Origin of the sequence: Alicycliphilus denitrificans K601 (assembly GCF_000204645.1) — a bacterium.
Lineage (GTDB): Bacteria > Pseudomonadota > Gammaproteobacteria > Burkholderiales > Burkholderiaceae_C > Alicycliphilus > Alicycliphilus denitrificans.
Genome location: NC_015422.1, coordinates 1,856,607 through 1,882,867 on the forward strand (window position 1 = coordinate 1,856,607; position 26,261 = coordinate 1,882,867).

The 26,261-nt window shown below is 67.1% G+C and carries 24 protein-coding genes, 1 pseudogene and 1 other annotated feature; of the genes and pseudogenes, 22 read left to right on the plus strand and 3 right to left on the minus strand.

Annotated features, from left to right (window positions below; all coding sequences use genetic code 11):
* Nucleotides 1-54: 54 nt before the first annotated feature.
* The 4 genes from ALIDE2_RS08795 (at nt 55) to ALIDE2_RS08810 (ending at nt 5,458) form a co-directional block, all read left to right on the plus strand.
* Entirely contained in the window at nt 55-2,325 is a 2,271-nt protein-coding gene (locus tag ALIDE2_RS08795; RefSeq protein ID WP_013721856.1) for a helicase-related protein, read from the plus strand.
* Nucleotides 2,326-2,631: 306 nt separating this feature from the next.
* The gene (locus ALIDE2_RS08800) at nt 2,632-3,576 is read left to right on the plus strand and encodes a chromate resistance protein ChrB domain-containing protein (RefSeq protein WP_013721857.1); all 945 of its coding nucleotides are present in this window, start codon (nt 2,632-2,634) and stop codon (nt 3,574-3,576) included.
* A gap of 53 nt (nt 3,577-3,629) precedes the next feature.
* Complete coding sequence (gene chrA, locus ALIDE2_RS08805; protein WP_013721858.1) at nt 3,630-4,805, plus strand: chromate resistance efflux protein ChrA; 1,176 nt, start codon at nt 3,630-3,632, stop codon at nt 4,803-4,805.
* Nucleotides 4,806-4,864: 59 nt separating this feature from the next.
* Entirely contained in the window at nt 4,865-5,458 is a 594-nt protein-coding gene (locus ALIDE2_RS08810; protein ID WP_013721859.1) for a superoxide dismutase, read from the plus strand.
* 74 nt (nt 5,459-5,532) lie between these two features.
* On the opposite strand, the gene ALIDE2_RS08815 is transcribed toward ALIDE2_RS08810, so the two are convergent.
* A protein-coding gene (locus tag ALIDE2_RS08815; RefSeq protein WP_373444363.1) for an IS3 family transposase occupies nt 5,533-6,758 on the minus strand; the annotation gives its coding sequence in 2 pieces (ribosomal slippage) (nt 5,533-6,470 and nt 6,470-6,758; 1,227 coding nt in all).
* Nucleotides 6,364-6,480, minus strand: a sequence feature (AL1L pseudoknot). It overlaps the preceding gene by 117 nt.
* 188 nt (nt 6,759-6,946) lie before the next feature.
* On the opposite strand from ALIDE2_RS08815, the gene ALIDE2_RS08825 reads away from it, so the two are divergent.
* The 11 genes from ALIDE2_RS08825 to ALIDE2_RS08875 all read left to right on the plus strand — a co-directional run bounded on the left by ALIDE2_RS08825 (nt 6,947) and on the right by ALIDE2_RS08875 (nt 16,925).
* On the plus strand, nt 6,947-7,801 hold the full coding sequence (locus ALIDE2_RS08825) for a DUF1259 domain-containing protein (protein ID WP_049791322.1): 855 nt from the start codon (nt 6,947-6,949) through the stop codon (nt 7,799-7,801).
* 101 nt (nt 7,802-7,902) lie between these two features.
* On the plus strand, nt 7,903-8,358 hold the full coding sequence (locus tag ALIDE2_RS08830; protein WP_013721863.1) for a chromate resistance protein ChrB domain-containing protein: 456 nt from the start codon (nt 7,903-7,905) through the stop codon (nt 8,356-8,358).
* Nucleotides 8,358-9,572: an MFS transporter gene (locus tag ALIDE2_RS08835; protein WP_013721864.1), complete on the plus strand. Its 1,215-nt coding sequence runs from the start codon at nt 8,358-8,360 to the stop codon at nt 9,570-9,572. Before ALIDE2_RS08830 ends, ALIDE2_RS08835 begins: the two co-directional genes overlap by 1 nt.
* A 107-nt stretch (nt 9,573-9,679) precedes the next feature.
* A complete protein-coding gene (locus ALIDE2_RS08840) occupies nt 9,680-10,363 on the plus strand; it encodes a response regulator transcription factor (protein WP_013721865.1) in 684 nt (227 codons plus the stop codon).
* Nucleotides 10,364-10,365: 2 nt separating this feature from the next.
* The gene (locus ALIDE2_RS08845; RefSeq protein WP_238530140.1) at nt 10,366-11,814 is read left to right on the plus strand and encodes a sensor histidine kinase; all 1,449 of its coding nucleotides are present in this window, start codon (nt 10,366-10,368) and stop codon (nt 11,812-11,814) included.
* Complete coding sequence (locus ALIDE2_RS08850) at nt 11,811-12,899, plus strand: NHL domain-containing protein (RefSeq protein WP_013721867.1); 1,089 nt, start codon at nt 11,811-11,813, stop codon at nt 12,897-12,899. Before ALIDE2_RS08845 ends, ALIDE2_RS08850 begins: the two co-directional genes overlap by 4 nt.
* Nucleotides 12,900-12,936: 37 nt before the next feature.
* Nucleotides 12,937-13,203 (plus strand): PepSY domain-containing protein, encoded by a 267-nt coding sequence (locus ALIDE2_RS08855; RefSeq protein WP_013721868.1) that lies wholly within the window; start codon nt 12,937-12,939, stop codon nt 13,201-13,203.
* A gap of 32 nt (nt 13,204-13,235) precedes the next feature.
* Nucleotides 13,236-13,916, plus strand: a complete 681-nt coding sequence (locus ALIDE2_RS08860; protein ID WP_202945490.1) for an ATP-binding cassette domain-containing protein — start codon at nt 13,236-13,238, stop codon at nt 13,914-13,916.
* The gene (locus ALIDE2_RS08865) at nt 13,900-15,369 is read left to right on the plus strand and encodes an ABC transporter permease subunit (protein WP_101516696.1); all 1,470 of its coding nucleotides are present in this window, start codon (nt 13,900-13,902) and stop codon (nt 15,367-15,369) included. Before ALIDE2_RS08860 ends, ALIDE2_RS08865 begins: the two co-directional genes overlap by 17 nt.
* Nucleotides 15,366-16,073 (plus strand): 3-keto-alpha-glucoside-1,2-lyase-like domain-containing protein, encoded by a 708-nt coding sequence (locus ALIDE2_RS08870; RefSeq protein ID WP_013721871.1) that lies wholly within the window; start codon nt 15,366-15,368, stop codon nt 16,071-16,073. Before ALIDE2_RS08865 ends, ALIDE2_RS08870 begins: the two co-directional genes overlap by 4 nt.
* A gap of 12 nt (nt 16,074-16,085) precedes the next feature.
* Complete coding sequence (locus ALIDE2_RS08875) at nt 16,086-16,925, plus strand: LamG domain-containing protein (protein WP_013721872.1); 840 nt, start codon at nt 16,086-16,088, stop codon at nt 16,923-16,925.
* On the opposite strand, the pseudogene ALIDE2_RS25755 reads toward ALIDE2_RS08875, so the two are convergent.
* A pseudogene (locus ALIDE2_RS25755) lies at nt 16,895-17,269 on the minus strand (PepSY domain-containing protein); the annotation flags it as partial. The gene ALIDE2_RS08875 and the pseudogene ALIDE2_RS25755 sit on opposite strands and share 31 nt — an antisense overlap.
* A gap of 320 nt (nt 17,270-17,589) precedes the next feature.
* Between ALIDE2_RS25755 and pilL2 the strand changes: the two are divergent.
* From pilL2 to ALIDE2_RS08915, 7 genes are read left to right on the plus strand one after another with little or no spacing between them, the layout of a single operon-like run.
* A complete protein-coding gene (gene pilL2 / locus ALIDE2_RS08885) occupies nt 17,590-18,138 on the plus strand; it encodes a PFGI-1 class ICE element type IV pilus protein PilL2 (protein ID WP_041700785.1) in 549 nt (182 codons plus the stop codon).
* The gene (locus tag ALIDE2_RS08890; RefSeq protein WP_013721874.1) at nt 18,135-18,782 is read left to right on the plus strand and encodes a hypothetical protein; all 648 of its coding nucleotides are present in this window, start codon (nt 18,135-18,137) and stop codon (nt 18,780-18,782) included. The genes pilL2 and ALIDE2_RS08890 overlap by 4 nt, the downstream gene beginning before the upstream one ends.
* A 9-nt stretch (nt 18,783-18,791) precedes the next feature.
* On the plus strand, nt 18,792-19,511 hold the full coding sequence (locus ALIDE2_RS08895) for a TIGR03759 family integrating conjugative element protein (RefSeq protein ID WP_013721875.1): 720 nt from the start codon (nt 18,792-18,794) through the stop codon (nt 19,509-19,511).
* Entirely contained in the window at nt 19,496-20,116 is a 621-nt protein-coding gene (locus tag ALIDE2_RS08900) for a lysozyme family protein (protein WP_013721876.1), read from the plus strand. The genes ALIDE2_RS08895 and ALIDE2_RS08900 overlap by 16 nt, the downstream gene beginning before the upstream one ends.
* Nucleotides 20,113-20,646: an integrating conjugative element protein gene (locus tag ALIDE2_RS08905; RefSeq protein WP_013721877.1), complete on the plus strand. Its 534-nt coding sequence runs from the start codon at nt 20,113-20,115 to the stop codon at nt 20,644-20,646. Before ALIDE2_RS08900 ends, ALIDE2_RS08905 begins: the two co-directional genes overlap by 4 nt.
* A gap of 8 nt (nt 20,647-20,654) precedes the next feature.
* Nucleotides 20,655-22,811: a type IV conjugative transfer system coupling protein TraD gene (traD, locus tag ALIDE2_RS08910; protein ID WP_013721878.1), complete on the plus strand. Its 2,157-nt coding sequence runs from the start codon at nt 20,655-20,657 to the stop codon at nt 22,809-22,811.
* Nucleotides 22,808-23,557: a TIGR03747 family integrating conjugative element membrane protein gene (locus tag ALIDE2_RS08915; RefSeq protein ID WP_003141008.1), complete on the plus strand. Its 750-nt coding sequence runs from the start codon at nt 22,808-22,810 to the stop codon at nt 23,555-23,557. Before traD ends, ALIDE2_RS08915 begins: the two co-directional genes overlap by 4 nt.
* A 45-nt stretch (nt 23,558-23,602) precedes the next feature.
* On the opposite strand, the gene ALIDE2_RS08920 is transcribed toward ALIDE2_RS08915, so the two are convergent.
* Nucleotides 23,603-26,230, minus strand: coding sequence for an AAA family ATPase (locus ALIDE2_RS08920; protein ID WP_013721879.1), 2,628 nt, complete (start codon nt 26,228-26,230; stop codon nt 23,603-23,605).
* Nucleotides 26,231-26,261: the final 31 nt, after the last annotated feature.

Sequence of the window (26,261 nt, forward strand, 5' to 3'; positions counted from 1 at the left end):
GCATGTCACCGCCCCGTGGGGGAGGTGCATGCCCCATTGCTTTGGAGCATCACCATGTCCCTCGATCTCGAAACCGTTCCCGAAACCGCTGTGCAGGGCGACCTGCTCGAAACGGCTGCTTCACCCCTCACGCTCAGCCTGCAGGACTTCGTATCGGAGTTCGGCGACGAGCTGCTCGACTCGCTCAACCGCGCCAATCCTCCGGTCTACACCGGCCAGGTGCGGGTGCATCGGCAACTGATCCTCGCCGCGCTCATGCGCAAGCTGTTCCCGGCGCAAGCCGATGTGGTCCATGCCGTCACCGAGCTACTGGTAGACCGCGGCGAACGCGCCGCGATCGTCAATGGCGAGATGGGTTGCGGCAAGACGACGGTGGGTATTGCCACCGCCGCCGTGCTCAACGCCGAAGGCTACCGCCGCACCCTGGTGCTCTCGCCACCCCACCTGGTCTACAAGTGGCGGCGCGAAATCCAGGAGACGGTGGCCGGTGCCAAGGTCTGGGTACTCAATGGCCCGGACACGCTGGTCAAGCTGCTGAAACTGCGCGAGCAGTTGGGCGTGCCGGCCCAGGGCCAGGAGTTCTTCGTCCTGGGCCGCGTGCGGATGCGGATGGGGTTCCACTGGAAACCTGTCTTCGTTCGGCGGCGCACGCCTCACGGCGACGTGGGGGCCTGCCCGGATTGCGGGCATGTCATCACCGACCTCGACGGCGAGCCGATCAACCCGGTCGAGCTGGAAGCCGAGGAGTCCCGCCGCAAGTGCAGCCACTGCCGTGCACCGCTGTGGTCGTTGATCCGTCCCAGAGGCCTGTCCGCCAGCGACCAGTCCTCGACCGTGCTCAAGGCACTGAAGCGTATTCCAACCATCGGGGAAGTCACCGCGCAGAAGCTGATGCAAAAGTTCGGTGACGCCTTCCTCGCGTCGATGCTCGGGGACAACATCCACGAGTTCATCAACCTGATGGATGGCAACGGCGAGCTGGTCTTCTCGGACCGGCAAGCCCACCGGATGGAACGCGCGATGGCCAACATGGAGTTCGGCTTCGGCGAGGGCGGCTACCAGCCGTCCGAGTTCATCAAGAGGCAGCTTCCCCAAGGCACGTTCGACCTGCTCATCGCCGACGAGGCGCACGAGTACAAGAACGGCGGCTCCGCACAGGGCCAGGCCATGGGCGTGTTGGCGGCCAAGGCGCGCAAGACGCTATTGCTCACCGGCACACTGATGGGCGGCTACGGCGACGACCTGTTCCACCTGCTGTTCCGAGCCCTGCCGGGGCGGATGATCGAAGACGGCTACCGGCCGACGAAGAGCGGCAGCATGACGTCGGCCGCGATGGCGTTCATGCGCGATCACGGCGTGCTCAAGGACATCTATTCCGAGAGCACGGGCACGGCGCACAAGACGGCCAAGGGCACCAAGGTATCGGTGCGCACGGTCAAGGCGCCGGGCTTCGGTCCGAAGGGCGTGCTGCGTTGCGTCCTGCCGTTCACGGTCTTCCTCAAGTTGAAGGACATCGGTGGCAACGTGTTGCCGCCCTACGACGAGGAGTTCCGCGAAGTCGCGATGGACACGGCGCAAGCCGCGGCCTACCGCGATCTGGCGGGTCGGCTGACCCAGGAGCTGAAGCAGGCCCTGGCGAAGCGCGACACGACGCTGCTCGGTGTGGTCCTCAACGTGCTGCTGGCCTGGCCGGACTGCTGCTTCCGGTCGGAGACGGTGGTGCATCCACGCACGCGCAACACCTTGGCCTTCGTGCCGGCTCAGTTCAACGAGCTGGAGCTGATGCCCAAGGAACGCGAGCTGATCGAGATCTGCAAGCAGGAGAAGGCAGAAGGTCGCAAGACCCTGGTCTATTCGGTCTACACCGGCACGCGTGACACCACGTCCCGCCTGAAGGTGCTGCTGGAGCAGGAAGGCTTCAAGGTGGCGGTGCTGCGCGCAAGCGTGGATGCCTCCCGCCGCGAGGACTGGATCGCCGAGCAGTTGGACCGTTGCATCGACGTGCTCATCACCAATCCCGAGCTGGTGAAAACCGGCCTGGACCTGTTGGAGTTCCCGACCATCGTGTTCCTCCAGTCGGGCTACAACGTGTACTCGCTGCAGCAGGCCGCCCGGCGCTCATGGCGCATCGGCCAGAAGCAGCCGGTGCGCGTGATCTATCTCGGCTACGCCAACTCCTCGCAGATGACCTGCCTGGGATTGATGGCCAGGAAGATCATGGTGTCGCAGAGCACGTCGGGCGATGAGCCTGAGTCAGGGCTCGATGTCCTGAACCAGGACGGCGACTCGGTGGAAGTGGCACTGGCCCGGCAGTTGGTGCATTGAGATTGTTTCCCTCTTGATCGGCCCCTTCGGGGGCCGAATTCTTGTCTTCGGACACCCAGATCGCCCGGCGCAGAGCGCTCTTTGGTCCGACAGCGCGCACAACTCGTAGTAGTGCCGGTCAATGCCAGCATCGGTCGCACCAGCTTCTCCAACATTTCCTGATGAGGCCGGTCGGCGCATCGGCGGGCACCATCCGATTCGGGATCAGATCCGACGGACTCGCTACGCAATTCCATAGATTTCGTTTTATCTATAACAAGGAGTAGGATATATTACTCATCCCTCTTGGCAATAAGGAGTCCGTGCTTGAGCTTTCTCGCGCTGTTCATCAGCCTGCCCACCAAGGCATCGACCGGCCGCATGCGCGTCTGGCGCTCCGTCAAGGCGCTGGGCTGCGCGACGCTGCGCGATGGGGTCTATCTGCTGCCCGACTCGGCCGATAGCGCTACGGCGCTGGACGAAGTGGCGGCGCAGTCGGTCGAGGCCGGGGGCAGCGGCGAGGTCTATCGTCTGTCGGAGTGTGAGGAAGGCCAGGAGGCCACCCTGCGCGCCCTGTTCGACCGCGGCGAGGAGTACGCCGGCATCGCCGAGGAGATCAAAGAACTCGGGCGGAGCCTAGCATCCCTGGATGGCGCCGCCGCCGCGCGCAAGCTCCAGCCACTCGTGCGCCGCTTCGAGCACGTGGCGCGCATCGATTTCTTCCCCGGCGAGGCGCAGCGGCAGACCTTGAGCCTGCTCGACGACCTGCGCGATGCGCTCACCCGCCGACTTTCTCCCGACGAGCCGACCCCTCGGCAGGCTGACATTCCGCGACTGGAGCGCGCCGACTATCGGGGCCGTGTCTGGGCCACGCGAGCCCGTCCGTGGGTCGACCGGCTCGCCTCGGCCTGGCTGATCCGCCGGTTTATCGACCCGAAGGCCAGCATCGTCTGGCTGGCGAGTCCCGCCGACTGCAAAGCCGATTGGCTCGGCTTCGATTTCGACGGTGCGACGTTCAGCCACGTCGGTACCAAGGTCACCTTCGAGACGCTGCTGGCGAGTTTTGGCCTGGAGGATGACCCAGCGCTGACGCGCCTGGGCGAACTGGTGCATTGCCTGGACGTGGGCGGGCTGCCGGTACCGGAAGCGCCGGGCATCGAGCAGCTGCTCGCGGGCCTGAGAGCATCCGAATCCGACGACGACGCGTTGCTCGTTCGCGCGTGCGAAGTTTTTGATTGGCTGTTGAAAAGTTACGAGGAAAAAACAACGTGAACGCCCTGATCAGTCCTCAGACGGATGCTACGACTGAAGCCGTCCCTCCAGCGATGAGCTACCTGCAGCTCTTCGTGCGCTTTCTCAAGTTCGGCTTGCTTGCATGGGGCGGGCCTGTAGCTCAGATCGCCATGTTGCGCCGCGAGCTCGTGGACGAGGAACGCTGGATCTCCAGCAAACGCTTCAACAAGCTGCTTGCGGTAATGCAAGTACTGCCCGGACCCGAAGCACACGAAATATGCGTTCATTTGGGTATCCGAGCGAAGGGGCGGCTGGGGGGCGTACTGGCGGGACTCGGGTTCATGCTTCCCGGATTCTTGCTGATGTTCGCGCTGTCTTGGTTGTACTTCCAGATTGAACTTGTGGGTACCTCGCTGGGCGCGGCATTCCTTGGCGTGCAGGCGGCCGTGATCGCCCTGATCGTGCGTGCCGTGCACCGCATCGGCGAGCACATCCTGCTCGATCGCTGGTTGTGGGCCATTGCCATCGTTTGCGCGCTGGCAGCCATGGGTCGTGTCGACTTCTGGATCACCCTGCCGGCGGGTGGGCTTGTGTACGCCCTGCTCGTGCTCAAGCATCGGGCCTCAGCACTGCTAGTGACGCTGGCAGCGGTGGCGCTGGCCACGGCCGTGGCATTTTGGGCTGAGCCAACAGCAAAGCTGGTGGAAACGGTCGTTCAGGGCCAAGCCTCGGTGTTGCTCATCTTCGCCTCAGGCCTCAAGGCCGGCTTGCTCACCTTCGGCGGCGCCTACACAGCGATTCCGTTCGTTCGCAACGACGCCGTCGGGCGCGGGTGGATGACGGATGGGCAGTTCCTGGACGGCCTGGCGCTGTCCGGTGTGCTGCCGGCACCGCTCATCATCTTCGCCACGTTCGTCGGCTATGTGGCGGGGGGGCCGATCGGGGCGGTGGCCATGACGGCGGGGATCTTTCTTCCGGCCTTTGCGTTCTCGCTGATTTTCTACGACCGGCTGGAGGCGGTCGTGGAGAACAAACGGCTACACGCCTTTCTGGACGGCGTCGCGGCTGGGGTAGTCGGCCTGATCGGCGCAACCACCATCGACTTGGCGCGGGTCACTGCCGAACGCGTGCCATCGCTGACGGCGGGCATGTCGATCTTCGCCGCGGCCCTGGCATTCCTTTATGCCTGGAAGAACAAGCTCAACGTCGTCGTCGTGATCCTCGCGGCGGGACTGGCGGGGTGGCTGGTGTTTCCGGGCCAAGGCTGAACCTGATCGAGTCAGCCTTCGTCGCGCCGTTTCCGATCCACCTTGCTGAGGAAGCCAAGATGCCTTACGAACTGAGGTCCCTTTCATGCGATCCGGCCAAACTCACCGGCCTGTCCGAGAAACTCATCGTCAGCCATTGGGAGAACAACTACGGCGGCGCTGTCAAGCGTCTCAACGCCATCGAGCAAAAGCTGGCGCAATTGAACTGGGGCGCGGCGCCGGTGTTCGAGATCAACGGCCTCAAGCGCGAGGAGATGATCGCCAGCGGTTCCATGATCCTGCACGAGGTGTACTTCGATTCCCTCGGTGGCGCGGGAGGCGACCCTGGCGGGACGCTGAAGGCGGCCATCGAGCGCGATTTCGGCTCCATGGACGCCTGGCGCGCCCAATTCACGGCCATGGGCAAGGCCCAGGGCGGCGGCTCCGGCTGGACCCTGTTGGTGTGGAGTCCGCGCCGGGGGCGTCTCGTGAACGCCTGGGCCGCCGACCACGCCCACAACTTGGCCGGCGCCACGCCGCTGATCGCCCTCGACATGTACGAGCACAGCTACCACATGGACTTCGGCGCCAAGGCCGGGGCTTACGTGGACGCCTTCATGCAAAACCTGTCCTGGACCACCGCCGAGGCGGCTTTCACCCGATTGGGAGCCTGAACATGGACCGCACCATCAAACCCGAAACCCCGAAATGAACCGCCCCGGCTTCTCCGGAGGCTCGTTGGTTTGAGTCACGCCGTCACGACGGACCCGGTGGATTGTGAATAGTAGGCTTGCTCGGCTTCGGCCGGTGGGATGTTGCCGATGGGCTCCAGCAGCCGACGATTGTTGAACCAGTCGACCCAGGCGAGCGTGGCCCATTCGACTTCGTCGCGCGTTCGCCAGGACGGTCGCCGGTGAATCACCTCGGCCTTGTAGAGCCCGTTGATGGTCTCGGCCAGCGCGTTGTCGTAGGAGTCGCCCACGCTGCCCACCGAGGGCTCCAGTCCGGCCTCGGCCAGGCGCTCGGTGTAGCGAATGGAGACGTACTGCACGCCGCGGTCACTGTGATGCACGAGCCTTTCCGGGCCGACCGGCTTGCGGGCGTACAGCGCCTGCTCGAGCGCGTCGAGCACGAAGTCAGTGCGGGCCGAGGACGACGCTCGCCAGCCCACGATCCGGCGGGCGAACACGTCGATGACGAAGGCGACGTAGACGAAGCCCTGCCAGGTCGAGACGTAGGTGAAGTCGGACACCCACAGCGCGTTCGGCCGGTCGGCGGTGAACTGGCGCTGCACCTTGTCCAGCGGGCACGCCAGCTTCGGGTCGCTGACCGTCGTGCGCACCGGCTTGCCGCGAATGACGCCGCGCAGGCCCAGCCGCTTCATCAGCCGCGCCACCGTGCAGCGCGCCACATCGACGCGCTCGCGGCGCATCTGTCGCCACACCTTGCGCACGCCGTAGACGGCGAAGTTCTCATCCCATACGCGCCGGATCTGGGGCATCAGCGCATCGTCGCGCTTCGCCCGCCGAGAACGCAGCGCAGGATCAGCCTTGCGCGCCGCGTGCGCGTAGTAGGTCGACGGGGCGATCGGCAGCACCTTGCAGATCGGCTCGACCCCGTAGTCGGCGCGGTGGTCATCGATGAAGGCCTTCATCGTTTCGAGCGGCGGTCGAGCTCCGCCTGGGCAAAATACGCCGACGCCTTGCGCAGGATCTCGTTGGCCTGGCGCAGCTCGCGCACCTCGCGCTCGAGCTGCTTGATGCGCTCCTTCTCGGTCGTCGTCATGCCCTCGCGCCGACCCGTGTCACGCTCCTGCTGCCGAACCCAGCCGCGCAGCGTCTCGGCCGTGCACCCGATTTTCGCTGCCACCGAACCGATCGCCGCCCACTGCGAGTCGTACTCGGTCTGGTGCTCCAGGACCAGTTTCACCGCCCGCTCCCGGACCTCCGGGGAAAACCTTCCTTGTCTGCTCATGGCTCCATCTTCTCAAGAGTTGGAGCCTCCGGGCTTCCCGGGGCGGTTCAAAATCCGAACTCGCCAGCACGTTCAATCCTGCTGCGGGAGGGGGGCGCCCGGAACGATGTGTTGATCGTTTATCCCCTCATGGAGGCAATATGACCCGTAAAACCCGAATCCTTTTCGCCGCAGCAACAGCAGTCTGCATGCAAATGGCCGTTGCGGCAGGACCGACGGTCGACACGGCAACGATCGAGTCCGTGACGGGACTCAAGGGCAACTACAACAAGACCGAGAACGTCTTCAAGGTCAGCAAGCCGCGCGATGACGTGAAGGTCAGCGTGGATCGCTGGACGATGCCACCCTTCATGGGCCTGACATCGTGGGCTGCATTCACGCCGACGGGCGGCAGCACGATGATGATGGGCGACACGGTGCTGTTCGAGGACGAGGTCAATCCGGCCATGAGCGCCGCTCTTGAAGCCGGCCTGGAAGTGACGGCGCTGCACAACCACTTCTTCTTCGACCAGCCCAAGGTTTACTTCATGCACATCGGCGGGATGGGCGATGCGCGGCAACTGGCCACAGGGGTCAAGGCTGTGTATGACCGGGTCGCGCAGGTGCGAGCAAGCCAACCCAAACCCGCAAAGGCCTTTGGCGGCAGCATTCCCACGCCCAGCAGCATCACCGCGGCGCGCATCGAGGAAATCCTCGGCGCCAAGGCGCAAGTGAAGGACGGCATGGTCAAGGTGAGCTTCGGGCGCGAGGCGAAGATGCACGGCACACCCGTCGGCAATGAGATGGGCGTCAACACCTGGGCTGCGTTTGCAGGGACCGACGAGCAGGCCGTGGTGGACGGTGACTTCGCGATGCGTGAGGGGGAACTCCAGACGGTGCTCAAGGTGTTGCGGCGAGAAGGAATCAACATCGTGGCGATCCACAACCACATGACGCACGAGGAGCCGCGCTACGTATTTCTGCACTACTGGGGCAAAGGCAAAGCGGCGGAGCTGGCGCAGTCGTTGAAAAGGACTTTGGACGCACAGAAGGCCGTGAAATGACGCGAGCCGGCCCCTGGCGCTCTTTGCCCTGCCTCGTGGCTTGCCTGGTTGCGGCGAGGGCTGGCAGTTCGAACGCTCAGGAACAAGAGTAGGAGACCGTCATGCAATGGATTACCCGTGAACGCCCGAAGATCGACCGCATCGCCTGTCCCTGGCTGATTGCCCGCTTCATCGACGAAAGCCCGGAGTTTCTCTACGTGCCGTCGGGCGACGTCATGAGGATCGCCGCCGAGACCGGGGCCACCCCCTATGACGTCTCCGGCGTCGAGTTGGGGCACCACGGCGATCAGTGCAGCTTCGATGCCTTCATCGCCAAATACCAGTTGACTGACCCGCCCTTGCAAAAGCTGGCGACCATCGTGCGGGCCGCCGACACCGGTCGCCCCGACCTGGCCAAGGAAGCGGCCGGGCTTCTGGCGATCTCGAAAGGGCTCTCCCTCAATTTCGAGGATGACCACGAGATGCTGAATGCAGGCATGGTGATGTACGACGCGCTCTACGCCTGGTGCGCGGACACACCGCTGAAGAAGGTCGCCCGCCTGCTTGGCTTGAAGTGATGCTGCTGCCCGCCGGAGCTGCGCCCGAGGCGCGCCTGCTGCTGATCGGTCGCGCCCTGCGGGCCTTCACCGACGGCTTCATCGCCATCCTGCTGCCGGTCTATCTGCTCGCCCTGGGGCTGGGCACGTGGGAAGTCGGGCTGATCAGCACCGCGACGCTCTTCGGCTCGGCGCTGGCGACCCTGGCGGTCGGTCAGTGGGGCCATCGCTTCCCGCAGCGCCGCCTGTTGCTCGCTGCCGCCGGACTGATGTGCCTGACCGGCCTGCTGCTGGCCGGCCTGGGTGGCGTTGGCGACTTCTGGCCGCTGCTGCTCGTCGCCTTCGTCGGCACGATGAACCCCAGTGCCGGCGACGTCAGCGTCTTCCTGCCGCTGGAGCATGCGCGGCTGGCGGAGTCGGCGCAGGGCGAGGCGCGCACCTTCCTCTTCGCGCGCTACACCTTCGTCGGCGCCTTGTGCGCCGCGGCCGGCTCGCTGGCGACGGCCATCCCGCACGCCCTGACGGCTGCGGGCCTGGCGCAGCTCGACGCGCTGCGCCTCATGTTCGTCGCCTACGGGCTGACCGGCGTCGCGATCTTCGTCCTGTATCGCGCCTTGCCGGACCACCACGTGCATGAGCAGGCGGCGGCGCCCGCGCCCCTGGGGCCTTCACGCGGCATCGTGATCAAACTGGCGGCGCTGTTCTCGGTCGATGCCTTAGCCGGAGGGTTGATCGTCAATACCTTGCTCGCGCTCTGGCTGTTCGAGCGTTTCGACCTTTCGCTTGTTGCCGCCGGCCAGTTCTTCTTCTGGGCCGGGCTGCTGTCGGCCGGCTCCCAGCTCGCCGCTCCCTGGGCGGCGCGCCGCATTGGCCTGATCAACACGATGGTGTTCACCCACATCCCGTCGAGCGTCTGTCTGATCCTCGCCGCCTTCGCCGACAGCCTGCCGGTGGCGCTCGCGCTGCTGTTCCTGCGCAGCGCACTCTCGCAGATGGATGTGCCGACGCGCTCGGCCTTCGTCATGGCGGTGGTCACGCCGGCCGAGCGCGCCGCCGCGGCGAGCTTCACCGCCGTGCCAAGGAGCCTCGCTGCCGCGGCGAGCCCTGCCATCGGCGGCGCCCTGTTCTCCGTCGGCTGGCTGGCCGCGCCGCTGGTGGCCTGCGGCGTGCTCAAGATCGCCTACGACCTCGCGCTCTGGCACGCCTTCCGGCGGCATGGGGAGGCGGCGCCGTGAGGCCGCTCCGCGCCGCCCCCGATCCTGAAGGAAAAGTCAGAAACACTTCAGTAGACCGGGCGCATGGCAGGCCATAGATTGACGGCATCCGTCCGCAAACGTCTGTCATGCGCATCCTGATCATCGAAGACCAGTCGAAAGTCGCCCAGTCCGTCAAGCACGGGCTGGAGGCCGAGCGCTTCGACGTGACGGTGGCGGCCACCGGGGAGGACGGCTTCTTTCTCGTCTCGTCGCAGGTGTTCGACCTGCTCATCCTCGATCTCATGCTGCCCGGCCGCGACGGCCTGGAGATCCTGCGCACCTTGCGCAGCCGGGGGCTGGCCACGCCGGTGATCATCCTCTCGGCGCGGGACACGGTGGGGGACCGCATCCGCGGCCTTGACCTCGGTGCCGACGACTACCTCGTCAAGCCCTTCGCCTTCGAGGAGCTGCTGGCACGCATCCGGGCGCTGCTGCGGCGCGGGCGGGCCCAGGACGTGCTGCGCCTCAAAGTGGCGGACCTGGAGGTGGACCGGGTCACGCGCCGGGTGGCGCGCGGCGGGCAGGACGTGGAACTCACCGCGCACGAATACGAACTGCTCGACTATCTGCTGCTGCACCAGGGCCGCGTGGTGTCGCGCGAGATGCTCGCGCGCGACGTCTGGCGCGAAGTGGCGCGCGCCACGCCGCTCGACAATGTCATCGACGTGCACATCGCCCGGCTGCGGCGCAAGATCGACAATGGTCACGGACATCCGCTGATCCACACGGTGCGCGGGGTCGGTTTCGTGCTTCAGGAGCAGGCGCCGTGATCATGGCTTGGCGTCGGCTGACCCTGCGCTCCCGGCTCACCGCCGCCTTCGCGCTGGTGTTCGGCGCCATGCTGCTGGCCTATGCGCTGGCCGTCTATCTCTTGATCCGCGACCGTTTCGCCGCCGAACTGGACCACCGCCTGGATCAGGAACTGGAGATCGCCGAACGCAGCATCGCGCGCGATGCGGACGGCCGCCTGGCCTGGCGCGATGTCCACGGGCCGGAAACCGGCGAGGGCCAGCGGCTGCGCAACGTGTCCTGGCTCGATGTCTGGCGCGCCGACGGCACGCTCGCCCTGCGCCGCCAGGACGCGGCGACCGACTCGGGGGAAACGCCCGTCCTGCCGCCCGACACGGCCTGGACGGGGCTGCGCTCGCTGGAACTTCCCGGCGAGGTGCACCTGCGACTGCTGCAGCGCCGCGTCTCCCTCGAAGGTGAAATGCTGCTGATGCGTGCCGCGCTGCGCGAGGACGACTTCGCGCGCGGCCTCGTGGTCGTCCTGTGGGTGATGGCCGGCGGTCTGCCACTCGCCCTGCTGGCGGCGGCTGCGGGCGGCTATTGGCTCGCGGGGCGGGGACTCGCGCCCATCCACCGCATGGCCGAGGAGGCCGAGGCCATCCACGCCGGCCGGCTGGATGCGCGGCTTCCCGTGGACAACCCGTTCGACGAGCCGGGGCGGCTTGCCGTGAGCTTCAATGCGCTGCTGGCCCGGCTGGAGGCGGCCTTCGGAGAGCTCGGGCGTTTCACCGCCGATGCCTCCCACGAGCTGCGCACGCCGCTGACGGTGATTCGCAGCGTGGGCGAGGTGGGTCTGCGCGAGCCGCACTCCGAAGCCGAGTACCGCAACATCATCGGCACCATGCTGGAAGAAGTGGACCGGCTCACCCTTCTGACCACCATGCTGCTCGAACTCACCCGGGCCGAAGGCCGGCGAACGGCGATAAAGCGCGAATCGATCGACCTGCGCGAGCTCATCCGGGATGCTGCCGGCTTCCTCGGCGTGCTGGCCGAGGAGGGGCGCGTATGCATCGATCTCGACCTGCCCGATAGCCCGGTTCCGGTTTCGGGCGACTGGACGATGCTGCGCCAGGCCGTCGTCAACCTGCTGGACAACGCCATCAAGCACAGCCCGCCGGACGCCGTGGTGGCCATCGCGTGCCGCACGCATGCCGACCTCGCCGAAATCACCGTGGCGGACCAGGGACCGGGCATTCCGGCGGAGCACCTGCCGCATCTCTTCGACCGGTTCTACCGGGTCGATGCCGCCCGCGGCCGGCAGGACGGAGACCGCCGCGGCGGTTTCGGACTGGGCTTGGCCATCGCGCGCTGGGCGGTGGAGGCCCACGGCGGGCGCATCGAGGCCGACAGCGCGCCGGGCAAGGGCAGCGTCTTCCGAATCGCATTGCCCCGCGAAAGAACCCTCTCACATCCAGAAGGAACCACACCATGAAGTATCTCGTTGCGGCCATCGTGGCCGCGCTCACTGTCGGCGGCGTCGCGGCCGGCGCCGAGCCTGAAGCATCGGTTTTCCCCAAGACTCTGCCGTTTCCCGAGGTCCGGACCCTGGCTGGAGACGGCCAGCCGGGCGCGGCGGACGGCTCGCCGGGCCGTGTCAACCGGCCTCATGGCCTGTCATACGGCAATGACGGCAGCCTCTATTTCGCCGACCGCGGCAACCATCAGGTGCGGGTGCTGAGATCCGGCGGCACGGTGGCCACCGTGGCGGGAACGGGCAAGGCCGGCTTTGCCGACGGCCCCGCCCACGCGGCCCGGTTCAACGAACCCATCGCCGTTGCGGTCGAGCGTAGCGGGGCCGTCTATGTCGCCGACCGCAACAATCATCGCATCCGCAAGATCAGGCCGGACGGCACGGTCATCACGCTGGCGGGCGGCGATTCGGCCGGCTTCGTCGATGGCGACCTGAAATCGGCGCGCTTCAACCAGCCCTACGGTGTCGCCCTGGATGCCGCGCAGACCACGCTCTATGTTGCGGACTACCTCAACCACGCCATCCGCCGCATCGATCTCGTGCTGGACAAGGTGGACACGCTCGCCGGCAACGGCGCACCCGGCTTCGCCGACGGCCAGCGCGCCACGGCGCGTTTCAACCAGCCCTACAACGTGCGCATCGACGGTCAGGGGCGCCTGTGGGTGCCCGACCAGCTGAACCATGCCGTCCGCCGGGTGACGCCCGCGGGCGAGGTGACGACGGTTGCGGGCGCCGGCAAGGCAGGCTACGCCGATGGCCCGGCTGCCACGGTGCGGTTCGACAACCCGACCGGCGTCGCGCCACTGCCCAATGGCGCCGTCGTCGTGGCCGACCGCAACAACAATCGCCTGCGCCTGGTCACTCCCGACGGCGCGGTCGCCACCCTGGCCGGTGCGGGCGAAGCCGGATTCGCCGATGGCACGGCCGCCTCCGCCCGCTTCAACCAGCCGCTGGACGTGGAGTTCGACGACAGCATGTCGCGCGTGCTGGTGTCCGAGGACAAGGGCCATCGCCTGCGCGTGCTGCCCAAGGATACCCGGCGCTGATGATCTTCCCCATCCATCCAACTGAAAGGAAATATCCATGAAAACCCGTCACGCTCTCATTGCACTCACCGTCCTCATTACCGTGCCTGCTGTCGCCCTGGCCGGCTGGTTCGGCGACGAACGCCCCCCCGCCAATGCCAAGCCCTTGTCGGAGATCATCAAGGGGGTCGAGGAGGCCGGTCACAAGACCATCGTCGAGCTCGAATTCGAGGACGGCGTCTACGAGATCGAAGCCCTCGACGCCCAGGGCAAGGAAGTGAAACTCAAGGTCGATCCGGTCTCGGGCAAGGTGAACGTGAAATGACCCAGGCGGCGCCCTTGCTGTCGGTGCGCGGGATGATCAAACGCTACGGCGAGGCCACCGTGCTCGACGGCGTGGACTTCGATCTTTCGCCCGGCGAGATTCTCGGCATCATCGGCCCCAACGGTGCCGGCAAGACGACGCTGATGGAATGCCTGGTGGGCCTGCTGTCCGCCGACGGCGGCGAAGTCCGTCTTCACGGCGAGCCGCTGCCGGCGGCGCGCAGGCGGGAGGCGATGTTCTACCTGCCCGACGGCATCGCGCCGTGGAGCGACCAGCCGGTCTGGCGCGCCACCGGGCTCTTCCGCGAGCTGCACGGCCTGGGCGCGGAGCGGGAGGCGACGGTGGTCCGCCGGCTGGAGCTCAAGCCGGTGCTGGCCAAACGGGTCTCCGAACTTTCCAAGGGCTATCGCCGCCGGCTGCTGCTGGTGCTGGCGTTGCTCACGCCCCAGCCCATCCTGATCCTCGACGAGCCCTTCGACGGTTTCGACCTGCGCCAGACCCTGCATGTCATGGACCTGCTGCGCGAAGTGGCGGCCGAGCGCGCGCTGATCCTGTCCATCCATCAACTGAAGGACGCCGAGCGCATCTGCGACCGCCTGCTGCTGCTCGACGCCGGCCGCCGTCTGGGCCTGGGCACCCTCGCGGACCTGGCGGCCCAGGCGGGCGCGGCCCACGCCGATCTGGAGGAGGTGTTTCTTGGACTCACGCACTGACCAGTCCGCAGGGCGCAGGACGCCGCGAAGCGGCGGTCCCGAGCGAAGCGAGGGATGCGGCGTAGCCGCACAAAAGTCGGCGCCGGCGGGACGGCAATTCGGACGCCTGGCGGCCGTCTTCGCCCACGAACTGCGCCGCCTGTTCGCCGGCCGCGCCTGGTGGGCCATGCTGTTCCTGCTGGCACCGCTCGCCGGCTACGGCTTTGTCGAGGCGGTGCGCCTGTTCGGCGAGGCGAGCCGCACGGCGATGCAATTCCCGGAAATGGCCCGCGGCATGACGCCGCTGGACGGCATCCTGGTGCCGACGCTGGGCGCCTTCTATCTGGGCACCACGCTGCTGTTTCCCTTCGTCGCCATCCGCGCCCTGGGCCAGGACAAGGAGAGCGGCGCGTTGAAGCTCGCCCTGCAATGGCCGCTCTCGCCGGCCGCGCTGGTGGCGGTCAAGCTCGCCGCGGTGTGCGCGGCCTGGAGCCTGAGCCTCGCCGTGCCCCTCTCGGCGCTCGTCTTCTGGCAGGTCGCGGGTGGCCATCTCGCGCCGGCCGAGACCGCCAATCTCTTCCTCGGTCATGCGCTCTATGCGCTGGCGGTGGCGGGCATCGCCTTCTTCGCGGCGGCGCTCGCCGAGTCGGCGGCCACCGCCGCCATCGTCACACTCGCCTTCACGCTGGGCTTCTGGGTGCTCGATTTCGCCGCCGCCACCGGCCCGGAATGGCTCAAGACCCTGGGCGAGATTTCGCCGACCCAGGCCCTCAAGCAGTTCGAGCGCGGCCTGCTGCCGGCGGCCCATGGTCTGAGCCTGGCGGGGCTCGGGCTGGGGCTCGCGGCACTGGCCGCCCTCATCCTGCCGCCGGGGCTTTCTCGAAGCGCCCGCTTCAAGCGCGGCGCGGCGGGCGCCGCCGTGCTGGTCCTGCTGCTGGCGGCGACATCCATGCTGAACTTGTCGCTCGATGTCAGCGAGGACCGGCGCAACAGCTTCAACCCCGCCGACGAGGCGGCGCTCGCCCGCATGGACCGGGGACTCGCCATCTCGCTCTACCTCGCGCCCGAGGACAGCCGGGCGCAGGAGTACCAGCGCAACGTGCTGGCGAAGCTCAAGCGCCTGGTGCCCGGTCTCACGGTGCGCTGGATGGAGACCGGCAAGGCGGGGGTCTTCGGCGCCGCCGGGGACGAAGGCTACGGCCGCATCATCTACGAATATGCAGGGCGCAATGCCACGAGCCGCTCCAACAGCCCGCGCGAAATCCTGCCGCTGCTGCATGAACTGGCCGGCGTGCAGGTGACGCCCGTCGAGACACCGCCGTATCCGGGGCATCCGCTGGTGGCCGATGCGCGGCCGGCGGAACTGTGGTTCTACGCCCTGCTGCCCGCCCTGATCCTGCTCACGTTCTGGCGCCACGCGCGGGCGCGGCGTCTGCCGATCCATCTTCGTTCGATCCAAGGAGAATCCTCATGAAATCGCGTTTCCTCGCTTCCCTGCTGTTTGCCGCCCTGGCGGTTCCGGCCCTCGCCGCGCCGACGGTGCAAGGCTTCGACAACGAGACGGTCGGCGCCGAGCCCAAGTCCTTCGCCGCCGCCGTGGGCAACTGGGTGATCGTCGAAGACGCCGGCAACAAAGGCCTGTCGGTCAACGGCACCAAGTGGGCACGCGGCCAGACCTCGGCGGGGCTGGCCGACAAGGCGCGGGCGCTTTACGGCGAGCGCTACGCCGAGTTCCTCGACAACGTCCAGTCCTACGCCTACTTCCCCATCGCGGTGATGAACGAGGTGGCGGATTTCCGCGAAGGCACGATCACGGTGCGCTTCAAGGGCGTGGACGGGCGCATCGACCAAGCCGCCGGCATTCTCTTCAACGTCCAGCCCAACGGCGACTATCTGACGCTGCGCGCCAACCCGCTCGAAGACAACCTGGTGCTGTGGCAGTACGTGAAGGGCAAGCGCTCGTCGGTGAAATGGATACGCAACACGCCGACGCCCAGCGGCCAGTGGCACGAGCTGAAGCTGACGGTCAAAGGCAAGCAAGTCGAAGGCTGGATGAATGGGAAGCTCTTGCTCACCCATGAACTGCCCAAGCCGGTCTCGGGCCGCGTCGGCCTGTGGTCCAAGGCCGACAGCGTGGTGTATTTCGACGATTACCGCGTCGAGCCGACGAGCCGGTAGGAGACCGCCGCCATGACCCGCACGCGACGCAATCTGCTGCTCGTCACCGGCTTCCTGCTGCTGGCCGCCGCCGGTACTTGGGCGGCTTTCCGCTTCCTGATCGGCGAGGCGCCGCCCGCGCAGCCGGAGTACCTGCCACAAACCGGTGCCGCGCCCGCGCCGGCCGTCCCCAGGCCGACAGGGCCGGTGAGGCAGGCCGACGGCACGCTGCGCTTCGACTTCGAGGCCGAGACCGTTGGCGCGGAACCGAAGAGCATCGTCCCTGCGGTGGGGCAGTGGCTCACGGGCGTCGATGGCGAACGGCGCGTGCTGGTGGTGGACGGCCGCGGCTGGGCGCGCGGCCAGGCGGCTGCGGGGCTCGCCGACAAGGCGCGCGCGCTGTACGGCGAGCGCTACGCCGAGTTCCTCGACAACGTCCAGGCCTACGCCTACTTTCCGCTGGCCGTGGCCCAGGGCATCGAGGACTTCCGGAGCGGCGAGATCGAACTCGCCTTCAAGTGCGTGGCCGGGCGCATCGATCAGGCCGCCGGCATCGTCTTCGACCTCAAGCCCAACGGCGACTACCTGGTGCTGCGCGCCAACTGCCTCGAAGACAACCTCGTGCTGTTCAAGTACGAGCAGGGAAAGCGCTCCTCGGTGCAATGGGTGCGCAACACGCCGACGCCGACCGGGCCGTGGCACTCGCTGAAGCTGGTGGCCGCGGATCGCCGGGTCGAGGGCTGGCTCAACGGGCAGCGCCAGCTGGAACACGAGTTGCCGGCACCATTTTCCGGCCGTGTCGGCGTGTGGTCCAAAGCCGACAGCGTGATGTATTTCGACCGCTATCTCGTGCGCGAGGCCGGTCGCAGGTAGACGGCCGTCGCTGCGGTCCCTCGCGCCAAGTGAATTGCCCACGGCCACAAGCCGCCAGCGCGGTGCAGGTAGAAACTCGGCTTGTACGACCTGCCTGGCCAACGCACCTTCCACGCTGGCCACCAGCGGCCGAGCCACCGTTTGCTCCTCGTGTGGCGCGCAGGCGCCGGGAAGATGAGACAGATCCCGACGAAGCAGTCCTGCGTCCACGCGAGCGCCACGATGCCCATGAAATACTGCCCCACCGTTTCCAGGGTCAGCGAGTAGTGCAGGCGATAGATGAAGGGCATGAGATTCACCCCCTGGGCCAGGGCACCCCACTTGCGGCCGCCCAGCACCTCGCCGGTGTAGGGATCCTACGAACACCTGGGCGTCCGCTGTCGGCGCCCCCGCTTCGACCCGGGTGCTGCTGTTCATCCTGGGGTTTACGGCCTCCCGCTGATGTCGCCGGTTCATCGAGCGAATCGAATGGGTGCGGCCGCACTTGCCGGACCAGGCGGCGTCTTCAACGGCTAACCCGAGGGCCATCGCCACCGGCGAAATGACGGGGTCGAACCCATCCTGACTTCCCTCGGAAACGGGGCGCCGCGCGTTTCGGATTTCCGGCATCCCGCGCAGCACAGTTCTGCAATGGTGAAGGCATCTCGTCGCCATGGGGTGCCACATGCCGCCGTCTCTGCCTCGTTTCCTCTGCATTTTCGCCGTGCTCAGCGGCCTGCTGTCCGGTTGCACCACGACACCGGCCACCCCTGACCATATAGAAGCGCCGCCCGACGAGCCAGCTTCGGGGCAGCGACTGGTGCCCGTGGCCCGCTACGGCCGCTACACCCTGGTCGAGCTGGTGCCGGAGCCCGCGCAGCGTGATCTCTTGCAGCAGGCGGTGGAGGTCTCGATTCCGCCCATGCTCGATGCCAGCGTGGGCGACGCCATGCGCCATGTGCTCCTGCGCTCGGGCTACCGGCTCTGCGACGCGGCCGAGGCCGCCACGCTGTACGCGCTGCCGCTGCCCGCCGCACACCTGCGCCTGGGTCCGCTGATGCTGCGCGATGCCTTGCTGACCCTTGCCGGCCCCGCCTGGGAGCTGTCCGTCGATGACTTGACCCGCCAGGTCTGCTTCAGCCGGCACGGTGCTTCCACCTTCCTTTCCGCCAACCCGCCCGGCACCGCCACGCCCGTGCCGGACGCCGACCGGCCCGAGGAGATGCAGCCATGACCTTTCCCCAAGCGCCATCCGAGCGCAATTCCCGCACGCGCTGGCTCAAGATCGCCGCGGCCTTCTGGCTGCTGCTCATCAGTGCCGTGGCACTCATCAACAGCGTCGGCCTGTCTCGGCTCGCCGAACAGACCCAGAGCAGCGCACAGGATGCGCAGGTCAAGGCGCTGGGCCTGCGCGTGGCCGATCTCGAACGACAGGCCGATGCGGACAAGCGCCGGCCGGCGCCGATCGGCCAGGCCGAATTCGCCACCGCGCGGCAGGCGCTGGACGAACGGATGACGCGCCTCGAAGAGGCCGACGAGACGAGGGCCTTGGCCGTCGACCTGCAGACGCTGCAGGCGCGCGTGAACGGAATCGAAACCCGCCTGGAGAAGACCCGACAGGTGGCATCCGCCGCTCGCCCGCGCGTTCTGGTTTCGACGAAACCCAAGGTGCCGGAGCCGCCTTTCCGGGTGCTCGGCGTGGAGCTGCGTGGAGGCGAGCGCTTTCTGTCGATCACCTCCATCGCCGCGGCCTCGCTCGCGGGCGCCCGGCTGCTGCGCGAGGGCGATGCCGAGGGCGACTGGCAACTGCAATCCATCGAGGCGCAGGCGGGCGTGTTCCAGGTGAACGGCCAGACGCAGCGCATCGCGGTGCCGTAGGAGGTCGTCATGATCTTGCGGTCGTTGCTCGCTGCCGTCGCCCTGTTCACCGCTTTCGGCGCATCCGCCCAGCCGGCCCCGGTGACGAACTCGCGCATGGTGCCCGCCCAGGTGCAGCCGGGCGCTGATGCCGCGCTCGACGAGAGGCAGGCGCGGGAGTGGGGACTTCACTCCGAGGAGTGGGCGCGTTACCGGCAACTGATGCAGGGGCCGCTCGGGGTCTATTCGCCCCAGCTCGATCCGCTCACGGCGCTGGGCATCGAGGCCCGCAGCGAGGAGGAACGCAGGCGCTACGCGGAATTGCAGGTGCAGGCCGAGGCCCGGCGCGTCGGCAAGACGCTGGCCTACCAGCGTGCCTACGACGCGGCGTGGCAGCGCCTGTTTCCCGGCCAACCGCGCGTGAGCCTGCCCGGCGCCAAGGCGCAGGGTGCCGGCAACACCGGCTCCGGGCGCCTGGCGGTCTTCGTCAAGGCCGACTGCGCACCGTGCGCGCAGCGCGTGCAGCGGTTGCAGGCGGCCGGCACGGCCTTCGACCTCTACATGGTCGGCAGCCGCCAGGACGACGCGCGCATCCGGCAGTGGGCCACCCAGGCGGGCATCGACCCGGCCAGGGTGCGCGCCCGCACCATCACGCTCAACCACGATGCGGGGCGCTGGCTGTCGCTCGGCCTGCCCGGCGAGCTGCCGGCCGTGGTGCGCGAGGTGAACGGCCAATGGCAGCGGCAATAGGTACTCCGGGCCGGGAGCGTCGGCCGTCCCGCGTCGCCATCCGCTGTACCGGCGCCGTGCTGCTGCTCGCCACCGGCGGCTGGGCCTTGGCCGCCCTGGCGCGGGAAGTGCCGCCGCCGGCCTATCGACTGGCGGCGCATCGTGCAGACGTGCCGGCGGCGGTGCTGTACGCGGTGGCCTTGCAGGAGAGCGGCGCCATGCTGCGCGGGCGCCTGATCCCCTGGCCGTGGACGCTCAATGTCGCCGGCACGCCGCAGCGCTACGCCACCCGCGCCGAGGCCTGCGCGGGGCTGCGCCGGGCGCTCGCCCGCACGCCGGCCAATCGCATCGACGCCGGCCTCGGCCAAGTCAATCTCGGCTACCACACGCATCGCTACACGCAGCCCTGCGAGTTGCTGGACCCGTACCGCAACCTCGCCATCGCTGCGGAAATCCTGCACGAACAGCACACGCCGGGAGAGGACTGGCTGCTTGCCATCGGCCGCTACCACCGGCCCGCCGGCGGGGCACCCGCGGCGCGCTACCGGCGCAGTGTGCATCGGCACCTGACCCGCGTGCTCGACCCCGGCGTTCCCGTTCCAACCCTCCAGGCCACCACGCCATGAACCACATCGTCCACATCGCCGCCATCGGGCTGCTGTCCACGACCACCGTCTTCGCCCAGACCGTCTCCGCGCCCCTGATCGTCGTCGAAGACCGTGGCGGCGACTCCGCGCTGCCGTACTACCAGTCACTGAATCCTCAGCCGGATCAGGCCACGCCGCCGGCCCCGATGCCGGCCCCTCGCGTGGGCAACGCGGCCGACGCCGAAGCCGCCATGCTGCCGGTGCGCTCGACGCAACTGTCGCCGGGCGAGGTGCAGCGCCGCGTCATCCGGGCGCCGGGCCTGACGGCGCTGTTTCTGATCGGCGACGACGAGCGTTCGCGCGCCTGGCTGCGGCAGCGGCAGGCGACGCTGCGCGAGCTGCAGGCCGTGGGCCTGGTGATCAACGTGGAGTCGATGGCCGCGCTGACGGCGCTGCGCAGGCTGGCGCCCGGCCTGACCCTCTCGCCGGCCTCCGGCGACGACCTGGCCCAGCGCCTGGGCCTGCGCCACTACCCGGTGCTCATCACGTCCACCGGCGTCGAGCAGTAGGTGCGCAAATGGCCCAGCCGCATGCGGTCGAGGTTCTGCTGCGGCCAGCGGTGGAGCTTCATACCGTGGCGGTCTGCACCGGCGCCGCGATTCTGTGCCTGGTGGCACCGTGGTCGCTCGCGCTGAACCCGCTGCTCGGCCTGGGCTCGGCACTGGCCTTCCTGACCTTCGGCGCGATTCGCCTGCGCGATGCCTGGGCGATCCTGCGCTATCGCCGCAACATCCGCCGCCTGCCGCGCTACGTGATGACCAGCCGCGACGTGCCGGTGAGTCAGCAACGGCTGTTCGTCGGCCGGGGCTTTCGCTGGGAGCAGCGGCACACGCACCGGCTGATGCAGACCTACCGGCCGGAGTTCCGCCGCTATGTCGAGCCGACGGCGATCTACCGGGCCGCCCGGCGGCTGGAGGAGCGGCTTGAGTTCGCGCCGTTTCCCGTCTCGACGCTGGCGCGCGCGCTGGCCTGGGACAGCCCGCTCAACCCAGCGCGGCCGCTGCCGCCGGTCGGCGGAATGCCGCGCCTGCATGGCATCGAGCCGCACGAGGTCGACGTCACCCTGCCGCTGGGCGAGCGCGTCGGCCACACCCTGGTGCTGGGCACCACGCGCGTGGGCAAGACGCGGCTGGCCGAGTTGTTCATCACGCAAGACATCCGCCGCAAGGTCCGCGGCGAGCACGAGGTGGTGATCGTCTTCGACCCCAAGGGCGATGCCGACCTGTTGAAGCGCATGTACGTCGAGGCCAAGCGCGCCGGGCGCGAAGGCGAGTTCTACGTCTTCCACCTGGGCTGGCCGGACATCTCGGCGCGCTACAACGCCGTCGGCCGGTTCGGGCGGATCTCCGAGGTGGCCACGCGCATCGCCGGACAGCTCTCGGGCGAAGGCAACAGCGCCGCCTTCCGCGAATTCGCCTGGCGCTTCGTCAACATCATCGCACGCGCCCTGGTCGAACTGGGGCAGCGGCCGGACTACCTGCTGATCCAGCGCCACGTCATCAACATCGACGCGCTGTTCATCGAGTACGCCCAGCACTACTTCGCCAAGAACGAGCCGAAGGCCTGGGAGGTCATCGTCCAGCTCGAAGGCAAGCTGAACGACAAGAACATCCCGCGCAACATGATCGGGCGTGAGAAGCGCGTGGTGGCCCTCGAACAGTACCTGTCCCAAGTGCGCATCTATGACCCAGTGCTCGACGGCCTGCGCAGCGCCGTGCGCTACGACCGGACGTACTTCGACAAGATCGTCGCTTCGCTGCTGCCGCTGCTGGAGAAGCTCACCACGGGCAAGATCGCCCAACTGCTCGCACCGAACTATTCCGACCTGTCCGACCCGCGGCCGATCTTCGACTGGATGCAGGTCATCCGCAAACGCGCGGTGGTCTACGTGGGGCTGGATGCGCTGTCCGACGCCGAAGTCGCGGCGGCGGTGGGCAACTCGATGTTCAGCGACCTGGTCTCGGTCGCCGGCCACATCTACAAGTTCGGCATCGACGACGGGCTGCCCGGCGCAGCGGTGGGCGCCAAGATTCCCATCAACGTCCACGCCGACGAATTCAATGAACTCATGGGCGACGAGTTCATCCCGATGGTCAACAAGGGCGGCGGTGCCGGCGTGCAGGTGACGGCCTACACGCAGACCTTGAGCGACATCGAGGCCCGCATCGGCAATCGTGCCAAGGCCGGCCAGGTGGTCGGCAACTTCAACAACCTGTTCATGCTGCGCGTGCGCGAGACCGCCACCGCCGAGCTGCTGACGCGACAACTGCCCCAGGTCGAGGTGTACGCCACGGCGCTGATGAGCGGCGCCACCGACAGCTCCGATCCGCACGGCAATACCGCGTTCACGTCCAACACCCAGGACCGCATCAGCAGCAACAGCGTGCCGTTGATCGAGCCGGCGCATGTGGTGGCGCTGCCCAAGGGGCAGTGCTTCGCGCTGACCGAGGGCGGCAACCTCTGGAAAGTCCGCATGCCGCTGCCTGCGCCCGACCCCGACGAAGCCATGCCGAAGGATCTGCAGGAGCTGGCCGGCTACATGCGACAGCACTACGTCGAGGCAGGAGACTGGTGGGAGAACCAAGGCATCCCCGGCCTGCAGGACAAGGCGCTGCCCGACGACCTGCTGGACGACTTCAAGCAGATGGCCGCGGCTGAAGAGGCCGAAGCATGAGCGATCCGGCCGTCGCGGCCCAACGCCAGCAGCAACGACAGCAAGGCCTGATCGCCGGCCTGGTCACGCTGCCGTTCCGCTTCTTCGGCGTGCTGTGCGGCGCGCTGCTGCTGTGCATCCTGATCGAATGCGTCGGCATGCACTTCTTCTGGCCCGAGCAGGGCTGGCGCCACGCGCAGGGCATGCTGCACTACGAGCTGGATCAGCTTTCCACGCATTTCACCCGCAGCGCGCTGGTGCAGGAGCCGGGGCGCACCGCGCACCGGCTGGTCGAGCAGGGCTACGACTGGCTGTTCGTGAAAAGCGGTCTGCTGGACTGGATACGCGACGCCTCGGCGCAGGCCAGCGCCGGCAGCCATCGTCCGACCAAGGATTTCCGCTACTACATCGGCTTGGTCTATGTGAACGTGGAGAGCTACCTGATCGCGGCGGCCTATACGACGCTGGTCTTCCTCGTGCGGCTGCTGGTGCTGTGCCTGACCCTGCCGCTGTTCCTGATGGCCGCCTTCGTCGGGCTGGTGGACGGCCTGGTGCGCCGGGACATCCGCCGCTTCGGCGCGGGACGCGAGTCGGGGTTCATCTATCACCGCGCCAGGGCCAGCCTGATCCCGCTGGCCGTGCTGCCGTGGGTGACTTACCTGGCATTGCCGGTCAGCGTGAACCCGCTGCTGATCCTGTTGCCCAGTGCCGCATTGCTCGGCGTGGCGGTGTGCATTGCGGCGGCGACGTTCAAGAAGTATCTGTAGCTGCCCTGCGCCAGGTCAGGTGAACGAAGCCATAGCAAATACGTTTCAAGCAATCTTCTTTTGCCTGTCTCGCAGAGACGCGGCCCAGTCCTTCAAAGCCTGAATGTCCTGAAAGAGATCAGTAGGTGGTGGCGGCGCGGCATTCCTACCGCTGGATGGATCGTGTGCGTCAACAATGTCGCAGCACTTCTTGAATCCGGCGGCGAAAGCATCGCAGTCAGCCTCGGTGAGCGCACTGACCTTCTTCAGGTCCTTGGCGTTGATGTAGTCCCTGTGGCGTTGAATAACGCGGACGAAAGCGATGTCCTCCAGGCCGCGCTCCCATGTGGCGCGCAGCGCGTTGTAGAGCTTTGCCACCTCAACGGCGTACTCGTCTTCCTGGTTGTTGTCATGCAGCAGCTTTGCCGCACGTGCCGCCTTCTCCAGCTTGTCGATGCGATCTTCGACGCTCTGGGCCTTCCAGGGCAGGCCGTCGGCCACCATACCGGCTCCCGCGGCGCCACGACTGAGCGTCGTGAGCCGCACTGCCCGCCCGGTCTTCGTCGCGTGGTCATTCAGATCGTTCACGAACACCAAATCATGCGTGAAGACGATGACCTGACGGTTTTCCGCTTCTTCCACGAGACGCTTGGCCACCTGCCCACGCCAGCGATGGTCCAACGAGGACACCGGGTCATCGAAGACCAGAGCAGAGCGGTGCATCGCGGTGGCAAGCTCGGTCATGAAGGCGGCCAGCGCCACGCAGGTCTTTTCCCCTTCGCTCAGGATTTCGTGGACCTTGGCATCCGGCTTGGCGAAGAGGCGCACCTGATACTGCGGTGAGCCGTACTTGCCGCCGGAGCGCACGATTTCGACGCGAACCTTCGACGCCGCAAGCCTGACAATCTCTTCCTGAAATCTGTCGCGCAGCCGAGGCGTAATCACGGTGTCGGCAATGTCATTGCCCATCTTGGTGATTGTGTTCGTCGCCGTGTCGCCCGCACACTCGGTCAGAAACCGGATGGTCTTCAGCCGCTGGATTTCGTCAGTGACGACCGGCAGCATGCCGGCGAGCAGCGCCCGGTCGCTCAGCTCGGCGAAATCGGCTTCGAGCTTCTTGCGTTCATCTGCGTCAGCCGACTTGCGCAGCTCCGCGGCGTAGTCGCGGATCGTAGTCTGAAGCTGGCCGAGATCAGGCAGCGGCGACGGTGGAACGGGCGGAAGCTGTACCTCGCCGTTTCCGCCCAGGGCTTTGAGCAGAACGTGGCGCCGCAGCCGGGCTGCGGCGATGAAGCGGCGCGTCTGCTGCTGCAGCACTTCATTCTGAAGGCCCAGCTCGTCAAGACTGGCCTTCACCGCCCGCGTGCCGATTGCCCCGGCAGCTATGGTCTGACGTGCGGTCTGAGCTGCCTTCTCTGCCTCGCGTGCAAGCTGTTCCGTGTCCTTCTGTATGAAATCCTCGAAACGCACCATCCGTGTACGTGCCTCAGCTTCCAATGGCTGCTGGCAAAGCATGCAATGCGCGTCTTCGGCCGACGGCGGAAACGGCTGTCCGGGGTATGCGATCTCCGTCGAGTAGCGTCGGGCGGAATCCCATAGCGCCCGCCATGTCTCGCCGCCGACGCCGGCAAGGGGTTCGCCCGTGAAGGCCTTCTCCGCGGCAAGACGTGCGGCGCCCCGTTTCGACCGTGCGTCCCTGGCGAGGGCCGCGGCCGCCAGCAGTTCCTCATCGGTGGTTTTGGCTGCAACGCTCTTCACCGCGGTAATCAGCCGCATGACGTTGTCGGCTTTGACGGCCTGTTCCGCCGCTGCCTTGGTCGGATTCTTCGACAGGTCTTCCCGCAGACGCTCAAGACGGACGCTTTCGTCTGCCGAGAGCGCCGCCAACGCTTCGATCTTCTTTGCGTCTGTATTGGCGTTCAGCGCGGCAAGCGCCTTCCCCACGGCCGTGGTGGCCTTCCAGGTCGGCGCCGCAAAGATCGGATTGCGGGCCTTCTCAAGCTGCTTTTGTTCAGCCGCGAGGGCATCCTTCACCGCCTGACAGGCTGCAGCAAGCTCATCCGGTACGTCCAGACCGAAGGGCCGGAATGCAACCTCGTTCTTCTCGCGGATATGCACTGAGGCGCAGTCGCTATCGAACACGCTCACTGCAGACAGCGTTGCATGCGGATTTGCGCCGTTCTGCCACTGTTCGACCGGCTGCGGCACACCGCCGACCCCGTACTCGATGTTCGCGCCGACGCGCTTCGGGGGCTGATCGGCATACACATTGGGTTCGATCTTTCCGGCATGCCTTGCACGACATGCGCGCTTCAGGATGCGTGCGTAGCCGGACTTGCCCGCACCGTTGTCGCCGTAGATGATCGTGATTCCATTCGGCTCCAAGCCGAGGGTCTGACCGGCGGCAAGGTTGTTCACACCGGTCACGTCGGCAATCGACAGAAGCGATACCGCCGCGGTCTGACCGGGGTTGGCCGGAAGGTGGGCCTTCTCCAGCGGTACCGCTTTCAGCGCGCCTACGGGGGCACCTTTGCCTTGTTTGCAAAGGTCCACGAGTTCGCCGATATCGGCGTCCGTTAGACGGCCGTTTGCGATGATGCGGCGCAGGGCGTCACGCTGCCAGAGTGGGCGATCCTTTGACCAGTCCAGAATCGTTTCCAGGACGGTCTTTTGCTGTGCGGCGGGCTTCTGCATTTCTTGTTCCTCTTCCCTGCCGGTTCATCAT

Excerpts from the sequence above, each read along its gene's own strand:
- ALIDE2_RS08795 (WP_013721856.1), top strand. The coding sequence starts at position 55 with ATGTCCCTCGATCTCGAAACCGTTCCCGAAACCGCTGTGCAGGGCGAC.
- chrA (WP_013721858.1), top strand. The coding sequence starts at position 3,630 with ATGAGCTACCTGCAGCTCTTCGTGCGCTTTCTCAAGTTCGGCTTGCTT.
- ALIDE2_RS08810 (WP_013721859.1), top strand. The coding sequence starts at position 4,865 with ATGCCTTACGAACTGAGGTCCCTTTCATGCGATCCGGCCAAACTCACC.
- ALIDE2_RS08825 (WP_049791322.1), top strand. The coding sequence starts at position 6,947 with ATGCAAATGGCCGTTGCGGCAGGACCGACGGTCGACACGGCAACGATC.
- ALIDE2_RS08830 (WP_013721863.1), top strand. The coding sequence starts at position 7,903 with ATGCAATGGATTACCCGTGAACGCCCGAAGATCGACCGCATCGCCTGT.
- ALIDE2_RS08835 (WP_013721864.1), top strand. The coding sequence starts at position 8,358 with ATGCTGCTGCCCGCCGGAGCTGCGCCCGAGGCGCGCCTGCTGCTGATC.
- ALIDE2_RS08840 (WP_013721865.1), top strand. The coding sequence starts at position 9,680 with ATGCGCATCCTGATCATCGAAGACCAGTCGAAAGTCGCCCAGTCCGTC.
- ALIDE2_RS08845 (WP_238530140.1), top strand. The coding sequence starts at position 10,366 with ATGGCTTGGCGTCGGCTGACCCTGCGCTCCCGGCTCACCGCCGCCTTC.
- ALIDE2_RS08850 (WP_013721867.1), top strand. The coding sequence starts at position 11,811 with ATGAAGTATCTCGTTGCGGCCATCGTGGCCGCGCTCACTGTCGGCGGC.
- ALIDE2_RS08855 (WP_013721868.1), top strand. The coding sequence starts at position 12,937 with ATGAAAACCCGTCACGCTCTCATTGCACTCACCGTCCTCATTACCGTG.
- ALIDE2_RS08860 (WP_202945490.1), top strand. The coding sequence starts at position 13,236 with ATGATCAAACGCTACGGCGAGGCCACCGTGCTCGACGGCGTGGACTTC.
- ALIDE2_RS08870 (WP_013721871.1), top strand. The coding sequence starts at position 15,366 with ATGAAATCGCGTTTCCTCGCTTCCCTGCTGTTTGCCGCCCTGGCGGTT.
- ALIDE2_RS08875 (WP_013721872.1), top strand. The coding sequence starts at position 16,086 with ATGACCCGCACGCGACGCAATCTGCTGCTCGTCACCGGCTTCCTGCTG.
- pilL2 (WP_041700785.1), top strand. The coding sequence starts at position 17,590 with ATGCCGCCGTCTCTGCCTCGTTTCCTCTGCATTTTCGCCGTGCTCAGC.
- ALIDE2_RS08890 (WP_013721874.1), top strand. The coding sequence starts at position 18,135 with ATGACCTTTCCCCAAGCGCCATCCGAGCGCAATTCCCGCACGCGCTGG.
- ALIDE2_RS08895 (WP_013721875.1), top strand. The coding sequence starts at position 18,792 with ATGATCTTGCGGTCGTTGCTCGCTGCCGTCGCCCTGTTCACCGCTTTC.
- ALIDE2_RS08900 (WP_013721876.1), top strand. The coding sequence starts at position 19,496 with ATGGCAGCGGCAATAGGTACTCCGGGCCGGGAGCGTCGGCCGTCCCGC.
- ALIDE2_RS08905 (WP_013721877.1), top strand. The coding sequence starts at position 20,113 with ATGAACCACATCGTCCACATCGCCGCCATCGGGCTGCTGTCCACGACC.
- traD (WP_013721878.1), top strand. The coding sequence starts at position 20,655 with ATGGCCCAGCCGCATGCGGTCGAGGTTCTGCTGCGGCCAGCGGTGGAG.
- ALIDE2_RS08915 (WP_003141008.1), top strand. The coding sequence starts at position 22,808 with ATGAGCGATCCGGCCGTCGCGGCCCAACGCCAGCAGCAACGACAGCAA.
- ALIDE2_RS08920 (WP_013721879.1), bottom strand. The coding sequence starts at position 26,230 with ATGCAGAAGCCCGCCGCACAGCAAAAGACCGTCCTGGAAACGATTCTG.